Here is a 16,222-nt window from a genome sequence, read left to right as displayed (position 1 = left end):
ACTACTCCAAACCTGGCAGCCGCGGTTCGGCCGCTGCAAAAAATCGTTTATGTCGCACCACCGGCATACGCTGGCGAATCGCCGCTTGCTCAGTGGTATTGCGCTCAGCCAGCACCACACCAGGGCCTTGAGCCAGCTCGCCAAGTACCTGCCCCCACGGGTCGATAATCGCCGAATGGCCAAAGGTCTCGCGGCCGCCCGGATGCGTGCCGCCTTGCCCGGCCGCTAGCACATAACACTGGGTTTCAATCGCCCGTGCACGGGTCAATACCTGCCAATGCGCTGCGCCGGTCACGGCGGTGAATGCCGCTGGCACACTGATCAACTCCGCCCCGGCGGCGCGCAACGCGCTGTACAGCTCAGGGAACCGCAGGTCATAACAAACCGTAAGGCCTAGACGGCCGAATGGCGTGTCCGCCACCACCACTTGATTGCCGAAGGCGTAGTCATCGGATTCGCGGTAGCGGCCGTGATTGTCGCTGACATCCACATCGAACAGGTGCAGTTTGTCGTAACGCGCCACCTGCTGACCGCAGTCATCGATCAGCAGGGAGCAGGCATGGGCTTTGGCTTCTGGCTGACCCTCTGGCGGCAAAGGCAAGGTGCCCGCAACGATCCACAGCCCCAGGTCACGGGCGGTTTGCCGTAGCCAGGGCAAAATCGGCCCGTCACCCTGCGCTTCGGCACGCCCCAGCGCGGCGAGATCCTGCCGCCCCATGGCGGCGAAATTTTCCGGCAGCACCACCAGCCGCGCGCCCTGCGCGGCAGCCTGCTCGAGCAGCTGGCGCGCCTGAAGCAAGTTGGCTGTAACGTCGGCCTGGCTAACCATTTGGATGACGGCGAGGGTCATAGCGGTTTTATCTCAATCGCGGAAATCAGCCTTCAGCTTACAAGCCATGCCGGCAGACTGCACGGCTGTCTATCCGCCGCGCAGGCTTTACTGAGGCTTTTCAAAGGGCTTATCGAAGCTGATATCCGGGCTCTGCCAAGGCCCGGTGACGTCGTATTGCACACTGGCAAAGCGCGCAACACGATCCCCCAGCAGCTTATCGGCGACAAACAGCGCCCCCCCAATGGCCGGCGCACCAACAATCAGCGCCGCCAACGGCAGGTTGTTGGTCACCGGCAAGGTCACCAACAACTTGGCATCAATGCGGTCATTGGCCATGTCCAGCGTACCCTTCAACTCCAGGTTGCTCGATGGCCCTTCAAGGGTGATCGGCTCACGGGTGACAAATACCCCGTTTTTAGCCTCCAACACGCCTTTGACCCGGTCATAGCTAAGGCCTTTACCCAGCAGATCGGAGAAGTCCAACCGCAAGCGGCGGCCAATCGAATTAAAGTTCAGCAGCCCAAATACTCGCAGCGCCGAAGCCGGCCCTTCAACCTCGGAGAACTGCCCTTTGCGCAGGGACGCATCCAGCGTACCGCTGAGGCGCTTCATGCTGAACCAGGCCGGTGAGCCGGGCCAATCAGCATCCACATCCACATGAAAGTCTCGGCTGCTGGCGGTGGGGGCATAGCCCCAGGCAATCAGCACGTCGGCCAGATCCGCACCACCGAGGCGACCGGCATAGGTCGTACGCATGCCACTGGCCGTTTGCAGCCAGGTCGCCCGCCCCGCCACTTTTAAGCCTTTGAGGTTGAGATCCAGCTCGCTGAAGTGCACACCCGTTTCTACCGGACGCGCCTTGAGCGACCAACTGCCCAACGGCTCGATACCTTGAAAGACTTCGTCGATGCGCACGTCCAGCGCCGGGAAGCCGCTCGGATCAACCGCTGCCAGCGGATCGGGTGTATTCACCACAGGTGCGTCTTTATCCTTGAGCTGCGCTGCGGGTAAACGTAAGTAGTCGAGCGCCAGCGCGATCGGTACGCCGGCAGCATCCGGCAAGCCCACCCGGCCTTTCACCTGCGGGCTGTCGAGGCTGACCGCCCAGGTCGCAGCGTCGCGCTTAACACCCACTTCCAGTGCCTCCAGGCTGACGCCAAAGCCGGTGAAGCGAGCAATACGCAACTGTGCATCCTTGAACAATCGCTGCGCCTCATTGACTGGCAAGCTGGAATAAGGAGCCAACACCTGTTGCCAGGCCGACCAATCCAGCTCCGCCACGCGCCCACGCACACGCAGGCCTTGGCTGGTGGGTAGGCGTGCCGGGCCGTCGGCTAAGCGGATCTCACCCCGCCCTTGATTAAACTGGCCGGGACTCGCCGCAAAAGACAGGCTCAGTAAGTCGGCGTAATCCAACCAGTAACGCTGCTCGTACCCGCCCAGGCTCATACGCCACTGGGTGTCGCGCGCCTCACTGGCCGCTTTGCCGAAAGGTGCCGGCAGCGAAATCGTCGCCCCCTTGAGGGAGGAGTTCACGCGGAGCTGGCTGTCGGCGCCGTCCAGAGTCAGGCGCAAGCGGTAGGGTAGATTGCCGCCAACGGGCAGAGGCTGAGTCACGCCCAACCAGGCACTCAACGCGCTGACTGCAATTTGCCCGCTGGCATCGATACGGCTACGCGCTTTACCCGGTGAACCCTCGGCCACGGCCTTGCCCCGCACGGCATGGCCCAGCACCTGAGCACGAATATCCGGGGCACTGAGGCCACTGGCGGTGTTGTAGCGAAATGCACCCTGCAACTGGCTGAATTGCAGCGGCGGATTAGGCAGGCTGAGCTGCGCGCCTGCGCTGGCGAAATCCACCACCACGGCCGGGGTCAGCCCCTTGCGCAAGGGTATGTCGAGCTTGAGCTTGCCGGTCAACGCCCCCTCACCACTCCAGCCAGCAAAGGTATCTGCGGTGCCGATAGGCGTTTCCTGCAGGATGTGCAGGGCGTCATCAACCGAGCTGCTTAGCTCACTGGTTAACAGCAAGCGCGCGGGTTGGCCCGGTAATGAGGTGGCGATTAGAGCCTCGGCATTATGCACCTGGCTATCAAGCAAGCGACCCTCGGCGAGCGCCACACGCACGCCGGTGTGTTCAATTGACACCGTGCCACGTGCCTCACGCAGTGCTGGCCAGCCAGGCTGAAAGGCCAGCTCCGCATCATGCACGGCAAAGAACAGGCTAATGCTGCGCGCGGCACTTTCCGCACCCTTGTTTAGCGAACCCTGGTACTGGAAATAACCTTCATCGACTGCCCCGCCGCGAATCGCGCTTTTCAGCCAGGCATCCAGCTCGTGACTGAAGCCCGGCGAGCGGCTCGGCAGATACTTCTCGGTATAGCGCGCGTCGCCGTTACGCAGGCCAACACGCAGGTCCATGTAGTCTTCTTCGGCGGGGTCGGAGCGCAGGCGGATGAGAAAATCCCCGGCGGCCGGGCCTTCGTCCCCGACCACCTGTAAATACGGGCTGCGCAGGGTGAAGGCCTGCTCATCAATCTGCCAGGTCAGCAGCGCATTGGCAGTTTTGTAGTGCCAGGGGTTGGCAAACAAGGTGTCAAAATGCAGGGAGAAATCTTCGCTATCGAGCCGCAGCTCTCCCTGGCCTAAATCACCGCTGATGCTACCGCTGACATTCTCCGCCGCCGGCGACCCGTGCCATGCAGCAAAGCCGACGTGTTCCAGGTTGGCCGAGAACTGCAAGCGCTTGCTGTCGCTCAACCGCGGTCGGTAGTCGAGTTGGATATTACGCAATACACCCCGCGGTTTAAGCTGCTCCAGCAACGCCAGGGCGTTATCCGGCAATGGCGCAAGGGCCGCCACCAACGGCTGTAACGGGGCCACATCAAGCTGGTCGGCACTGAGCAACCACTGCTCCTGCACTTCGCTGCTTTCCGCCAGCTGGGTCAGCGCCAGACGCACGTCGCCCCAACGCTGCTCACCCCAACTGAAGGCCAGGTCATCGAGCAACAGCTGAAAACCCGAATCGGTGCGGGTGAAATAAGCATTCAGCGCCAGGTTACTCAGCGCAACCGATTCACGCTCGGCATAGCCAGCCGCAAACTGCGGCACATGCAGGCGGCTGACGGCACGCTGCACACCGCCCTTGGCCCAGCGCAACCAGAGCTCGCCGCCGAGCTGTAACTGCTCAAGCCGCCACTGCGCCAGCAGACTCGCCGGCACCCAGGCCGCCCAGTCGCTCTGCGGCAAGCTGAGATAAAGATCGGCTTCAGCCTCCTGCCAGTGTTGGGCACTTAGACGCGTGCGCAACTGCAGGGCCAGCGGCTGCCCGTCCGGCAAGCGCAAACGCCCGTCCAAACGCTGCCGCGTGCTGCCGTTGTACAGGGTGAGATTGACATAGGTCAGCGTACGCACCGGCTGATCGAACGCTTGCACAGTTACCTGGCTATTAACCAGCGTCAGGCGCTTAATCGCCTGCGACTGCGCCAGCAGCTGGCCCAGGTCCAGCGGCGCGGGCTCGCTGCGTGGCGCCAAGCCCTTGAGCGACCAGGTACCGTCTTCGCTCTGCGCCACCACCAGCTGCACGCCATCGAGCTCAAGGCGGGCAATCCGTATCTGGCGCGCCAACAGACTGGCCAGCACATCGGGCACCACGCGCACTTGATCCAACTGCAAGGCGCCCGGCCCCTCGCCAATCGCCACATCGTGGGCGGTTAGCAGCGGTGAGAAGCCTTGCCAAAGACCTTCCAGCGCGCCGATCCGCACCGGCATGGCCAATGCTTCGCGGGCTTTGTCTTCAGCCTCCAGACGGTATTCGGCGACCAGTGGCACCAACTCGCGACCGAGGCTGACGTAAAAGGCGGCGAGCACCAGCGCCAAGGCGCACAGCCCCAATGCCGTGCGCAGCAGCAGGGCGAGTCCGCGCGCCAATGCCTGCATTCAGTTCACGCCTGAGCAGTCGGCACGCATATCAGAGCAACACCACATCGTACTGCTCCTGGGAATACATGGTCTCGACCTGAAACTTGATGGTGCGACCGATAAAGGCCTCGAGATCAGCCACATTGCCCGACTCTTCATCGAGCAGGCGGTCGACCACTTTCTGGTTGGCCAGCACGCGGTAGCCTTCGGGTTGATAGGCCCGCGCCTCGCGCAAAATCTCGCGGAAGATTTCGTAGCAGGTGGTCTCTGCGGTTTTCAGCTTGCCGCGCCCCTGGCAGCAGCTGCACGGCTCACAAAGCACCTGTTCGAGGCTTTCGCGGGTGCGTTTGCGGGTCATCTGCACCAGGCCCAGCTCGGTGATGCCAATGATGTTGGTCTTGGCGTGGTCACGCTCCAGTTGTTTCTCCAGGGTGCGCAACACCTGACGCTGGTGTTCTTCATCTTCCATGTCGATGAAGTCGATGATGATGATCCCGCCCAGATTGCGCAGGCGCAGCTGTCGGGCAATCGCCGTGGCGGCTTCCAGGTTGGTCTTGAAGATGGTTTCTTCCAGCGTGCGATGGCCGACGAACGCGCCGGTGTTCACATCAATGGTGCTCATCGCCTCGGCCGGATCAATGATCAGGTAACCACCGGACTTGAGTGGCACCTTACGTTCCAGGGCTTTCTGGACTTCGCCTTCGACGCCATACAGATCAAAAATTGGCCGCTCGCCCGGGTAATGCTCCAGACGGTCAGCAATTTCCGGCATTAGCTCAGCAACGAACTGGGTAATTTTCTGGAAGGTCTCACGCGAGTCGACGCGGATTTTCTCGATTTTTGGATTAACCAGGTCGCGCAGGGTACGCAGCGCCAGGCTCAAGTCCTCATAGATCACCAGCGGTGTCGGAGCGACCTTCATCTGCGTGGCGATTTGCCCCCACAGACGGCGCAGGTAACGGATGTCCGCGAGGATCTCATCGGCGCCGGCGCCATCGGCGGCGGTACGCAGAATAAAACCACCGGCCTCCTCAATACCTTCGGCCGCCACACAATCGGTCACCACCTGCTTGAGGCGCTCGCGCTCGGCCTCATCCTCGATTTTCAGCGAGATGCCCACATGCGCGGTGCGCGGCATGTACACCAGGTAACGTGATGGAATCGACAACTGGGTGGTCAGGCGCGCGCCCTTGCTGCCAATCGGGTCTTTGGTGACCTGCACCACCAAACTCTGCCCTTCATGCACCAGGGCGCTGATGCTTTCCACCGCTGGGCCTTCACGGCTGGAGATTTCCGCGGCATGGATAAACGCGGCACGCTCCAGGCCGATATCGACAAAGGCCGCCTGCATGCCCGGCAGTACGCGCACTACCTTACCTTTGTAGATATTGCCGACGATACCGCGCTTTTGCGTGCGCTCAACGTGCACTTCCTGCAGCACGCCGTTTTCTACCACCGCCACGCGCGATTCCATTGGCGTGATGTTGATCAGGATCTCTTCACTCATGCGCTCATCTCTTCTGAGATAAAGCTGAAAGCCCGGAATAAGTGCCGATAAACACGCTCACTCACCCGCGACCCGCAACCTATTGACTGTGATCTGGCAGCGACTGCCAGCACGGAATAGCAAATTCTGCGAGCAATCCAGCCGTCTCACACAAGGGTAAACCCACTACCGCTGAATAACTGCCGTGCAACTGGCTGACGAACACCGCCGCCAGCCCTTGAATACCGTAACACCCCGCCTTGTCCTGCGGCTCACCGCTGGCCCAATAGGCGTCGATTTCAGCCTGACTCAACACACGGAACGTAACCTGACTGGTGACCACCCGCGCCACCACCCGCTCAGGGCTGACCAGCGCCACTGCGGTCAGCACGTCATGGCTGCGACCGGACAACGCGCTGAGGGTTGCCAGGGCCTCGTCACGATCCGCGGGTTTACCGAGAATCCGCCCATCGAGCACCACCGCCGTATCAGCGCCGAGCACAACCGCCTCGTGCGTATCGGCCAGGGCAGCCAACCCGGCTTGCGCTTTGGCTCGCGCCAGACGCTCTACATAGGCGATTGGCGACTCGTCTGGCAATGTATTTTCATCCACCGGAGCGCTTAACGTGAGATAGGACACGCCGATTTGCGTCAACAGTTCACGTCGACGCGGTGATCCTGAGGCGAGATAGAGGGTGGCCATGCAGACATCTCCTTGTCGGATAAAGGCAAGGCCGAATGGCCTGCTTAGTTGACACCCAAACGTCTATGCAGGCCGCGCAGGAGCGTGCACACCCACGGCCAGAGCAACGCACTGACCAGCGCCGGCAAGACAAACGCCAGGGTCGGTGGGCGGCTGCCCGTCAGGGCGTTCAACCACAGCTGCACCAGTTGCGCCAGGCCGAACACCACCAGCAGCACGGTGCTTTGCTGCCACATGGGGAACATGCGCAAGCGCTGATGCAGGGTCAGCACCAAAAAGGTAATCAGGGTCAGGATTAACGCATTTTGGCCAAGCAGACTGCCGTTCAGCACATCCGCCAATAAGCCAATGCACCAGGCCGTGGTCATGCCCACACGGTGCGGCAATGCCAACACCCAGTAGGTCAGAAACAGCGCCAGCCAGAGCGGCCGCCCCAACTCCATAAACTTCGGCATGCTCGACACACTGAGCAGCAGCGCCAGGGCGAAGGTCAGCCAGATAACCCAAGTATTATTTGCACGCACGACCATTATTGCGCAGCCTCCGGCGGGTTAGCGGGTACGGCAGGCTGCGCAGGGAGTGCCTGCTGCAGAATTTCACGGTCCAGGGCTTCCTGCGCCTGCGCCGACTCTGTGGCGCGCTGCTCCGCGCTACGCGGATCGGTAAACACCAGCAGCATGTAGCGGCTGCGGTTGAGCGACGCCGTAGGCACCGCCCGTACAATCGCAAAGGGCTGGCCAGAGTCATGAATCACTTCACTGACCGTGGCCACCGGATAACCAGCCGGGAAGCGCTGGCCCATACCGGAGCTGACCAACAAATCGCCTTCCTTGATATCCGCCGTATCAGCCACATGTCGCAGCTCTAAGCGCTCGGGGTTACCGGTGCCGCTGGCGATAGCGCGCAGGCCGTTGCGATTAACCTGCACGGGAATGCTGTGGGTGGTGTCTGTGAGCAACAACACGCGCGAGGTGTAGGGCATGACCTCGACCACCTGGCCCATCAGGCCGCGCGCATCGAGCACCGGCTGGCCCAGGACCACGCCATCCTTCTCACCTTTATCAATCAGGATGCGGTGGGTAAAGGGATTCGGGTCGATGCCGATCAGCTCGGTGGCTAGCACTTCGTCATCGACCAAGGCGGCCGAGTTGAGCAACTCGCGCAGGCGCACGTTTTGCTCAGTCAAGGCTGCCAGCTTCTGCAGGCGGCGCTGCATGATCAGCTGCTCGGCTTTGAGTTGCTCATTCTCGGCAGTCAACTCACTGCGCGTGCTCAACTCCTGCGTTGCCCCCTCCCACGCCCTTACCGGCAAGCTACCTGCCCAATAGATCGGCTCAACGATCAGCCCCAATTGCGCACGCAGCGGCTGCAGCCAGGTGAACCGCGCATCGACCACCATCAGCGCAGCCGACAACACGGTGAACACCAACAGGCGCACACCCAGCGAAGGTCCTTTGGCAAATAGCGGTTTAATCGGCAGCTCCTCACGGCATCAGGCAGCAAACAAAAGCTGCAAGCGGGAAGATACCCGGTTGCAGCTTAGGTTCAATAGGAAAGGTCGACGCGTGCAGCACCTGTATGGGCTGCACGGGGCGTTTAACCAGCCACCTTACTCCGAGGACAGCAGGTCCATGGTGTGGCGGTCCATCATTTCCAGCGCCTTGCCGCCACCGCGTGCCACGCAGGTCAGCGGGTCTTCGGCGACGATCACCGGCAAGCCAGTTTCCTGTGCAAGCAGCTTGTCCAAGTCACGCAGCAGGGCGCCACCACCGGTCAAGACCAGGCCGCGCTCGGCGATGTCGGAGGCCAGCTCCGGCGGCGATTGCTCCAGGGCGCTTTTGACCGCCTGCACGATGGTCGCCAGAGATTCCTGCAGCGCCTCAAGCACTTCATTGGAGTTCAGGGTGAAGCTGCGCGGTACTCCTTCAGCCAGGTTACGGCCGCGCACATCGACTTCACGCAGCTCGCCGCCCGGGTAGGCCGTGCCGATTTCTTGCTTAATGCGCTCAGCGGTGGATTCACCGATCAGCGAACCGTAGTTACGGCGCACATAGGTAATGATGGCTTCGTCGAAACGGTCACCGCCGACACGCACGGACTCGGCGTAAACCACACCGTTCAAGGAAATCAGGGCGATTTCCGTGGTGCCGCCACCGATGTCGACAACCATCGAACCGCGGGCTTCTTCCACCGGCAGGCCGGCACCAATGGCTGCTGCCATTGGTTCTTCGATCAGGAACACTTCGCGGGCACCGGCGCCGAGGGCCGACTCACGGATCGCGCGACGCTCAACCTGGGTGGATTTGCACGGTACGCAGATCAGCACGCGCGGCGAAGGCTGCAGGAAGCTGTTTTCGTGAACCTTGTTGATGAAGTACTGCAGCATCTTCTCGCAGACGCTGAAATCGGCAATCACACCGTCTTTCATCGGACGGATGGCCGCGATGTTACCGGGCGTACGGCCGAGCATGCGCTTGGCTTCAGTACCGACCGCCACAACGCTTTTCTGGTTGTTGGCGCTGGTACGAATAGCCACGACCGACGGCTCGTTCAAAACGATGCCGCGCTCGCGGACATAAATCAGGGTATTGGCAGTGCCCAGGTCAATAGAAAGATCGCTGGAAAACATGCCACGCAGTTTTTTGAACATGGGATAGGGACCCTAGGCAACGCGTGGGTAAAAAAGTGCGGCAAACTCTAACAACGGCAGGGATTTTGAGCAAGGCACCAATATGTTAGATTGCCGCTTTTCCGGGCATTACGGCCCATCATCGCGGCCTTTGACCACCACCTGTCACTGTCTGTTCCCTGCGTTTTTTGCGCATGGCGACCCGCTCACATTTCCAAAGGCAGCCAACACTGCGCAGCCTTATATAGGGAGAAACCTGATGGCGCTTGAACGCTCCGACGTGGAGAAAATCGCTCATCTGGCCCGACTGGGCCTGAATGAAGCCGATATTCCGGGTACCACCGAGACGCTGAATAACATTCTCGGCCTGATTGATCAGATGCAGGCCGTCAATACCGATGGCATCGAGCCACTGGCTCACCCACTGGAAGCCACTCAGCGCCTACGCGCCGACCAGGTCACCGAACGCAACCAGCGCGACGCCTATCAGGCCATCGCTCCGGCCGTAGAAAACGGTCTGTACCTGGTCCCGCAAGTCATCGAGTAAGGGAAACGCCTAGCCATGCATCAACTGACCCTGGCCGAGATCGCCCGCGCACTCGCCGACAAGCAATTTTCATCCGAAGAGCTGACCCGCAGCCTGCTGGCGCGTATTCAGCAGCTTGACCCACAGCTCAACAGCTTTATTACCGTGACCGAAGAACTGGCGCTGAACCAGGCCAAGGCCGCAGACGCTCGCCGCGCCGCGGGCGAAAACGGCGCACTGCTCGGCGCCCCAATCGGCCACAAAGACCTGTTCTGCACCCAAGACGTGCTGACCAGCTGCGCCTCGAAGATCCTCACGGGTTTCAAAGCCCCGTATAACGCCACTGTGGTTGAGAAATTAGCGACAGCCGGTAGCGTGACCCTGGGCAAGCTGAACATGGACGAGTTCGCCATGGGTTCGGCCAACGAGTCCAGCCACTATGGCGCGGTGAAAAACCCTTGGGATCTGACTCGCGTACCGGGCGGTTCCAGCGGCGGCTCGGCTGCTGCCGTGGCAGCGCGCCTACTCCCCGCCGCGACCGGCACCGACACCGGCGGTTCGATCCGCCAGCCGGCGGCGCTGACCAACCTTACCGGGATCAAGCCGACTTACGGCCGCGTATCGCGCTGGGGCATGATCGCTTACGCCTCCAGCCTCGACCAAGGCGGCCCGCTGGCCCGCACCGCTGAAGATTGCGCATTGATGCTGCAAGCCATGGCCGGTTTCGATGCCAAGGACAGCACCAGCGTTGATCAACCGGTCGACGACTACCTGGCAGCACTGACTCAGCCACTCGCCGGCCTGCGCATCGGCCTGCCGAAGGAGTACTTCGGCGCGGGCCTGGATGCTCGCATCGGCGAGAAAGTCATGGCGGTGGTCGACGAGCTGAAAAAGCTCGGCGCAACCGTTAAAGAAATCAGCCTGCCGAATATGCAGCACGCCATTCCGGCCTACTACGTGATAGCCCCAGCCGAAGCCAGCAGCAACCTGTCGCGCTTCGACGGCGTGCGCTTCGGCTATCGCTGCGAAAACCCGGTGAACCTGGAAGACCTGTACAAGCGTTCGCGCGGCGAAGGCTTTGGCGCGGAAGTAAAACGCCGAATCATGGTCGGCACCTACGCGCTGTCCGCCGGTTACTACGATGCGTATTACCTGAAAGCGCAGAAGATCCGCCGCCTGATCAAGAATGATTTTGTCGCCGCCTTCAATGACGTCGACGTGATCCTCGGCCCAACCACGCCAAACCTGGCCTGGAAGCTCGGCGAGAAGAACAACGATCCGGTCGCGGCTTACTTGGAAGATATCTACACCATCACCGCCAACCTGGCCGGCATCCCCGGTTTGTCGATGCCTGCGGGCTTCGTCGACGGCTTGCCGGTCGGTGTGCAACTGCTCGCCCCTTACTTCCAGGAAGGCCGCTTGCTCAACGTCGCCCACCAGTACCAACAGGTTACTGACTGGCACACACAAGCGCCGACTGGCTTCTGAGGAATAAACAGATGCAATGGGAAACCGTAATCGGGCTGGAAATTCACGCCCAGCTCAGCACCCAATCGAAGATTTTCTCCGCCAGCGCCATCACTTTTGGTGCCGAGCCCAACACCCAGGCCAGCCTGATTGACCTGGGCATGCCCGGCACGTTACCGGTACTGAACGCCGAAGCGGTGCGCATGGCCTGTAAATTCGGCCTGGCGATTGATGCTGAAATCGCCGGCACCAACATCTTCGCCCGTAAAAACTACTTCTACCCAGACCTGCCCAAGGGCTATCAGACCAGCCAGATGGATCACCCCATCGTCGGCAAGGGCTTCCTTGATATCACCCTGGAAGACGGCAGCCAGAAGCGCATCGGCATCACCCGTGCGCACCTGGAAGAAGACGCCGGCAAAAGCCTGCACGAAGACTTCCATGGCATGAGCGGTATCGACCTCAACCGTGCCGGCACGCCGCTGCTGGAGATCGTCTCCGAGCCGGACATCCGCTCGGCCAAAGAAGCCGTGGCCTATGTCAAAGCCATCCACGCGCTGGTGCGCTATCTGAGCATCTGCGACGGCAACATGGCCGAAGGCTCGCTGCGCTGCGACTGCAACGTCTCGGTACGCCCCAAAGGCCAGGCCGAGTTCGGCACCCGCGCCGAGATCAAGAACGTCAACTCGTTCCGCTTTATCGAAAAAGCCATCAACCACGAAGTGCAGCGGCAGATAGAGCTGATCGAAGACGGCGGCAAAGTGGTGCAGGAAACCCGCCTGTACGACCCGAACAAGGACCAGACGCGCTCCATGCGCAGCAAGGAAGAAGCCAACGACTACCGTTACTTCCCCTGCCCTGACCTGCTGCCGGTGGTGATCGAGCAAAGCTTCCTCGACGAAGTACGCGCCACGCTGCCGGAACTGCCAGTCGAAAAACGCGCACGCTTTGAAAGCGAGTTCGGCCTATCCGCCTACGACGCCGACGTACTGGCCGCCAGCCGCGAACTGGCCGACTACTTCGAGGCCGTCAACGCCGTGTGTGGCGATGCCAAGCTGGCCGCCAACTGGGTGATGGGCGAGCTGTCCAGCCTGCTCAACAAGGACAACCTGGACATCGAGCAGTCGCCGGTGAGCGCCGAGCAGCTGGGCGGGATGATCCTGCGCATCAAGGACAACACCATCAGCGGCAAGATCGCCAAGATGGTCTTCGAGGCCATGGCCAACGGCGAAGGCAGTGCTGACCAGGTTATCGAAGCCAAAGGCCTGAAACAGGTCACCGACTCCGGCGCCATCGAAGCCATGCTCGATGACGTACTGGCGGCCAACGCCGAGCAAGTTGAACAGTACCGCGCCAGCGATGAAGCCAAGCGCGGCAAGATGTTCGGCTTCTTTGTCGGCCAGGCGATGAAAGCCTCGAAAGGCAAGGCCAACCCCGGCCAGGTGAACCAACTGCTGAAGCAAAAGCTCGAAGGCTGAGCCGACGCTCATCCAAACCGCAGGCCATGGACGGCCCGCACCGACAACGCCGGGTTCGCCCGGCGTTGTTTTGTTCGTAAGGCGGGTAGAGCGCAGCGCCCCCTAACCCCCATCCAGCGGAGACTCTATGCGCCTGATCTTGATTGCCATCGCCAGCTTGCTGCTCAGTGCCTGCGCCACCCAGGGCACAATTGATCCGAACGGTTATCGCGCCGAAGGCCAGGCGTCCTATTACGGCGCACGCCATCACGGCAACAAAACCGCCAGCGGTGAGCGTTTCGACCAGCACGCGCTGACCGCCGCGCACCGTAGCCTGCCATTCGGCAGCCGCGTACAGGTCACTAACTTGCGCAATGACAAAACCGTGGTGGTGCGCATCAACGACCGCGGCCCTTACGCCAAAAAGCGCATTATCGACCTCTCGCAAAAAGCTGCCGAACAGCTGGATATGCTGCGTGACGGCGTGGTGCCGGTGCGCGTAGAACAATTGTCCGACTGAACACAGCTGTTTACAAAGAAGCCATGGACAGCCCTGTTTAGCCTCTGGCGCAACGCAAGCCGATGATTAAACTAGCGCCACTTTTATGGAGCCCCCTGCAATGACCTTGATGACCTTTGTTTACCTGATCGCCGGCCTGGTGCTGCTGGTGGCCGGCGCTGAAGTGCTGGTACGCGGCGCTGCCAAACTGGCCGCACAATTCGGCATTCCGCCGCTGATCATCGGCCTCACTGTGGTGGCATTTGGTACCAGCGCGCCGGAAACCGCCGTCAGCGTGCAAGCCGCCTTCAATAGCAGCGGCGACCTGGCGATTGGTAACGTAATCGGCAGCAATATCGCCAACGTCCTGCTGATTCTCGGCCTGACCGCGGTGGTTGCACCGCTGATCGTCTCGCGCCAGCTGATCCGCCTGGACGTCCCGATCATGATCGGCGCCAGCCTGGTGGTGTATGCTCTGGCCTGGGATGGCAGCCTCAGCCGCCTCGATGGCGCCCTGCTGTTTGCTGGCGTGCTGGCTTACACCGGCTTCCTGATCATCAGTTCGCGCCGCGACAAGAGCGCTGTCGCCGAGGATGACGAGTTTGCCAAGGAATTCGGCCTTGATGAGCCGGCCAAGCCCTATGCCTGGGCGATCAACCTGGGCCTGATCATTGCCGGCCTGGTGCTGCTGGTCACAGGCTCGAACTTCCTGGTCGAGAGCGCCGTCACCATGGCCCGCGCCCTGGGCATCTCGGAGCTGGTGATCGGCCTGACCGTGGTGGCTATTGGCACCTCACTGCCGGAGTTGGCGACCTCGATCATGGCGGCCATCAAGGGCGAGCGCGACATCGCCGTGGGCAATATCGTGGGCAGCAACATCTTCAACCTGCTGTGCGTGCTCGGCCTGGCCTCGATGGTCTCGCCGCAGGCGATCAATGTGGCGGCCAACGCCCTGGCCTTCGACTTCCCGGTGATGATCGCCGTGGCCGTGGCCTGCCTGCCAATTTTCTTCGCCGGTTACCGCATCAACCGCTGGGAAGGCTTGCTGTTCCTGGCCTACTACGTGGCCTACACGGTTTACCTGGTGCTGTCGTCGACTGGCAAGCCGTTCGCCGAGGTCTTCGGTGAGGCCATGCTGGGTTATGCCTTGCCACTGACCGCCGTGACTCTGGTGATCATTGCCGGACGCGCCTGGCACAAGCAGAAAGCCTGAGGGGCCATTAGGAGAAGAGCCGCATGAGTGACAGCCACGAACAGGGCCTGAAGGTCCGCCGCGAAGTAATGGGCGACGCCTTTGTCGACCGCGCCCTGAACAACGCCAGCGACTTTACCCAGCCGCTGCAGGACTTCGTTAACCAGCACGCCTGGGGTGGCGTCTGGACCCGCGAAGGCCTGGACCGTAAGACCCGTAGCCTGATCACTCTGTCGGCACTGACGGCGCTGAAGTGCCCGCAGGAACTCAAGGGCCATGTGCGTGGCGCACTGAACAACGGCTGCACCGTAGAAGAAATCCGCGAAACCCTGCTGCACTGCGCGGTGTATGCCGGCGTCCCCGCCGCCATCGACGCCTTCCGCGCAGCGCAGGAAGTGATCGACGACTTCCAGAACGTCTGAACGCCTGAACAGCAAAAAGCCGACGCAAACGTCGGCTTTTTTTGTACCTGCGCTAGGCCCGCCAACAGCGCTAGATCCAGCCCACCCACTGCAAGGCCAACAACCCCAGGTTGGTACTGATGACCGACGCCAGCGTGGTGATCACAATAATCGCGGCGGCCAACTGATAGTTAGCGCCCACCGCTTTGGCCATGACAAAGCTGGCCGCCGCCGTCGGGCTGACAAAATATAAAAACAGAATGCCCAGGTCGGCGCCGCGAAAACCGCACAGCACCGCGCCCAGTGTAGCCAGGAACGGCAACCAGAGCACTTTCATTAAGCTTGAGCTGACGGCCATGCCACTGCCTTGTCGCAGGGAATCCAGGGTCAGCGTGCCGCCAATACAGATCAACGCCAGCGGCAGGCTCATTTGCGCAAAGTAACCACCGGAGGTCAGCAGCCACTCGGGCAGTGGGATGTGCCACGCGGCAATAGGAATCGCCAGCAGCACACCAATGATCAGCGGATTGCTGGCAATGCTCTTGCTCAGGCTCCAGACATCGGTCTTCGCCTGTGGGCTATAAATCGCCAGGATGATGGCCGACAAGACGTTGTAACTGAGGATCACCACGCCGCCGAGCACGGCACCGACCGACAGCCCATAATCGCCATACATACTGGTGGCCAGCGCCAGCCCGACAATGCCGTTATTGCCGCGAAAGGCGCCCTGGGTGTAGATACCGCGATCCGCCTCGGGGCAGCGCACGATTGACCAGCCCCACGCCAGCAGGAAGCACCCCAGGGTGGCCAGCACAAAGTACAACAGCAGTGCCGGCTGCAACGCGGTGCTTAGGTCCGCCTTGATGATGCCGAGAAACAGCAGAGTCGGCAGAGTGCCGCGAAACACCAGCGTCGAGGCGGTGTTGATAAACGCCGCATCAATCAACCCGAAGCGCTTGAGTGCCACGCCGAGAAACAGCATGGAGAAGACTGGCGCGGTAACGCCGATGGTTTGCTGAACGATGGCAAGCATGACAGCCCCTGACGAGCCACTTAGTTAGGGGGCTAATGATAGCAAGGTCGCTTAGCAGAAAGCTTTCAACAGCCTT

14 protein-coding genes are annotated in these 16,222 nt (G+C 61.2%); 6 read left to right on the top strand and 8 right to left on the bottom strand.

Features of this window, described 5'->3' with window-relative positions; all coding sequences use genetic code 11:
• Position 1 precedes the first annotated feature (1 nt).
• The 7 genes from SOP97_RS18675 to mreB all read right to left on the bottom strand — a co-directional run bounded on the left by SOP97_RS18675 (position 2) and on the right by mreB (position 9,592).
• Positions 2–850, bottom strand: a complete 849-nt coding sequence (locus SOP97_RS18675; RefSeq protein WP_322950435.1) for a carbon-nitrogen hydrolase family protein — start codon at positions 848–850, stop codon at positions 2–4.
• An 87-nt stretch (positions 851–937) separates the two neighbouring features.
• On the bottom strand, positions 938–4,771 hold the full coding sequence (locus SOP97_RS18670) for a YhdP family protein (protein WP_322950434.1): 3,834 nt from the start codon (positions 4,769–4,771) through the stop codon (positions 938–940).
• 31 nt (positions 4,772–4,802) lie between these two features.
• The gene (gene rng, locus SOP97_RS18665; RefSeq protein WP_274086391.1) at positions 4,803–6,260 is read right to left on the bottom strand and encodes a ribonuclease G; all 1,458 of its coding nucleotides are present in this window, start codon (positions 6,258–6,260) and stop codon (positions 4,803–4,805) included.
• Positions 6,261–6,339: 79 nt separating this feature from the next.
• Positions 6,340–6,942, bottom strand: coding sequence for a Maf family protein (locus SOP97_RS18660; RefSeq protein ID WP_322950433.1), 603 nt, complete (start codon positions 6,940–6,942; stop codon positions 6,340–6,342).
• A 44-nt stretch (positions 6,943–6,986) separates the two neighbouring features.
• On the bottom strand, positions 6,987–7,472 hold the full coding sequence (gene mreD, locus SOP97_RS18655) for a rod shape-determining protein MreD (RefSeq protein WP_411912088.1): 486 nt from the start codon (positions 7,470–7,472) through the stop codon (positions 6,987–6,989).
• The gene (mreC, locus tag SOP97_RS18650; RefSeq protein WP_411912090.1) at positions 7,472–8,368 is read right to left on the bottom strand and encodes a rod shape-determining protein MreC; all 897 of its coding nucleotides are present in this window, start codon (positions 8,366–8,368) and stop codon (positions 7,472–7,474) included. The genes mreD and mreC overlap by 1 nt, the downstream gene beginning before the upstream one ends.
• 183 nt (positions 8,369–8,551) lie before the next feature.
• Positions 8,552–9,592 carry a rod shape-determining protein MreB gene (mreB, locus tag SOP97_RS18645; RefSeq protein WP_090243382.1) on the bottom strand — a complete coding sequence of 347 codons (1,041 nt, stop codon included), beginning with the start codon at positions 9,590–9,592 and terminating at the stop codon, positions 8,552–8,554.
• A gap of 238 nt (positions 9,593–9,830) precedes the next feature.
• Here mreB and gatC point away from each other — a divergent pair, with 238 nt between their 5' ends.
• The 6 genes from gatC to pcaC all read left to right on the top strand — a co-directional run bounded on the left by gatC (position 9,831) and on the right by pcaC (position 15,134).
• On the top strand, positions 9,831–10,118 hold the full coding sequence (gene gatC / locus SOP97_RS18640) for an Asp-tRNA(Asn)/Glu-tRNA(Gln) amidotransferase subunit GatC (RefSeq protein WP_322950432.1): 288 nt from the start codon (positions 9,831–9,833) through the stop codon (positions 10,116–10,118).
• A gap of 15 nt (positions 10,119–10,133) precedes the next feature.
• Complete coding sequence (gene gatA / locus SOP97_RS18635) at positions 10,134–11,585, top strand: Asp-tRNA(Asn)/Glu-tRNA(Gln) amidotransferase subunit GatA (RefSeq protein ID WP_322950431.1); 1,452 nt, start codon at positions 10,134–10,136, stop codon at positions 11,583–11,585.
• Positions 11,586–11,596: 11 nt separating this feature from the next.
• A complete protein-coding gene (gene gatB, locus SOP97_RS18630) occupies positions 11,597–13,042 on the top strand; it encodes an Asp-tRNA(Asn)/Glu-tRNA(Gln) amidotransferase subunit GatB (protein ID WP_322950430.1) in 1,446 nt (481 codons plus the stop codon).
• A gap of 127 nt (positions 13,043–13,169) precedes the next feature.
• Positions 13,170–13,541: a septal ring lytic transglycosylase RlpA family protein gene (locus SOP97_RS18625; protein WP_322950429.1), complete on the top strand. Its 372-nt coding sequence runs from the start codon at positions 13,170–13,172 to the stop codon at positions 13,539–13,541.
• Positions 13,542–13,641: 100 nt separating this feature from the next.
• Entirely contained in the window at positions 13,642–14,733 is a 1,092-nt protein-coding gene (locus SOP97_RS18620; RefSeq protein ID WP_274086398.1) for a calcium/sodium antiporter, read from the top strand.
• Positions 14,734–14,756: 23 nt separating this feature from the next.
• The gene (gene pcaC / locus SOP97_RS18615; protein WP_322950428.1) at positions 14,757–15,134 is read left to right on the top strand and encodes a 4-carboxymuconolactone decarboxylase; all 378 of its coding nucleotides are present in this window, start codon (positions 14,757–14,759) and stop codon (positions 15,132–15,134) included.
• A 70-nt stretch (positions 15,135–15,204) separates the two neighbouring features.
• On the opposite strand, the gene SOP97_RS18610 is transcribed toward pcaC, so the two are convergent.
• Positions 15,205–16,146, bottom strand: a complete 942-nt coding sequence (locus tag SOP97_RS18610) for an AEC family transporter (RefSeq protein WP_322950427.1) — start codon at positions 16,144–16,146, stop codon at positions 15,205–15,207.
• Positions 16,147–16,222: the final 76 nt, after the last annotated feature.

Origin of the sequence: Pseudomonas spirodelae (assembly GCF_034653255.1) — a bacterium.
Lineage (GTDB): Bacteria > Pseudomonadota > Gammaproteobacteria > Pseudomonadales > Pseudomonadaceae > Aquipseudomonas > Aquipseudomonas spirodelae.
This window is presented reverse-complemented; position numbering and strand designations above follow the sequence as displayed.

Excerpts from the sequence above, each read along its gene's own strand:
- gatC (WP_322950432.1), top strand. The coding sequence starts at position 9,831 with ATGGCGCTTGAACGCTCCGACGTGGAGAAAATCGCTCATCTGGCCCGA.
- SOP97_RS18610 (WP_322950427.1), bottom strand. The coding sequence starts at position 16,146 with ATGCTTGCCATCGTTCAGCAAACCATCGGCGTTACCGCGCCAGTCTTC.
- mreD (WP_411912088.1), bottom strand. The coding sequence starts at position 7,472 with ATGGTCGTGCGTGCAAATAATACTTGGGTTATCTGGCTGACCTTCGCC.
- SOP97_RS18670 (WP_322950434.1), bottom strand. The coding sequence starts at position 4,771 with ATGCAGGCATTGGCGCGCGGACTCGCCCTGCTGCTGCGCACGGCATTG.
- rng (WP_274086391.1), bottom strand. The coding sequence starts at position 6,260 with ATGAGTGAAGAGATCCTGATCAACATCACGCCAATGGAATCGCGCGTG.
- mreB (WP_090243382.1), bottom strand. The coding sequence starts at position 9,592 with ATGTTCAAAAAACTGCGTGGCATGTTTTCCAGCGATCTTTCTATTGAC.
- gatA (WP_322950431.1), top strand. The coding sequence starts at position 10,134 with ATGCATCAACTGACCCTGGCCGAGATCGCCCGCGCACTCGCCGACAAG.
- SOP97_RS18660 (WP_322950433.1), bottom strand. The coding sequence starts at position 6,942 with ATGGCCACCCTCTATCTCGCCTCAGGATCACCGCGTCGACGTGAACTG.
- SOP97_RS18675 (WP_322950435.1), bottom strand. The coding sequence starts at position 850 with ATGACCCTCGCCGTCATCCAAATGGTTAGCCAGGCCGACGTTACAGCC.
- gatB (WP_322950430.1), top strand. The coding sequence starts at position 11,597 with ATGCAATGGGAAACCGTAATCGGGCTGGAAATTCACGCCCAGCTCAGC.
- SOP97_RS18625 (WP_322950429.1), top strand. The coding sequence starts at position 13,170 with ATGCGCCTGATCTTGATTGCCATCGCCAGCTTGCTGCTCAGTGCCTGC.
- pcaC (WP_322950428.1), top strand. The coding sequence starts at position 14,757 with ATGAGTGACAGCCACGAACAGGGCCTGAAGGTCCGCCGCGAAGTAATG.
- SOP97_RS18620 (WP_274086398.1), top strand. The coding sequence starts at position 13,642 with ATGACCTTGATGACCTTTGTTTACCTGATCGCCGGCCTGGTGCTGCTG.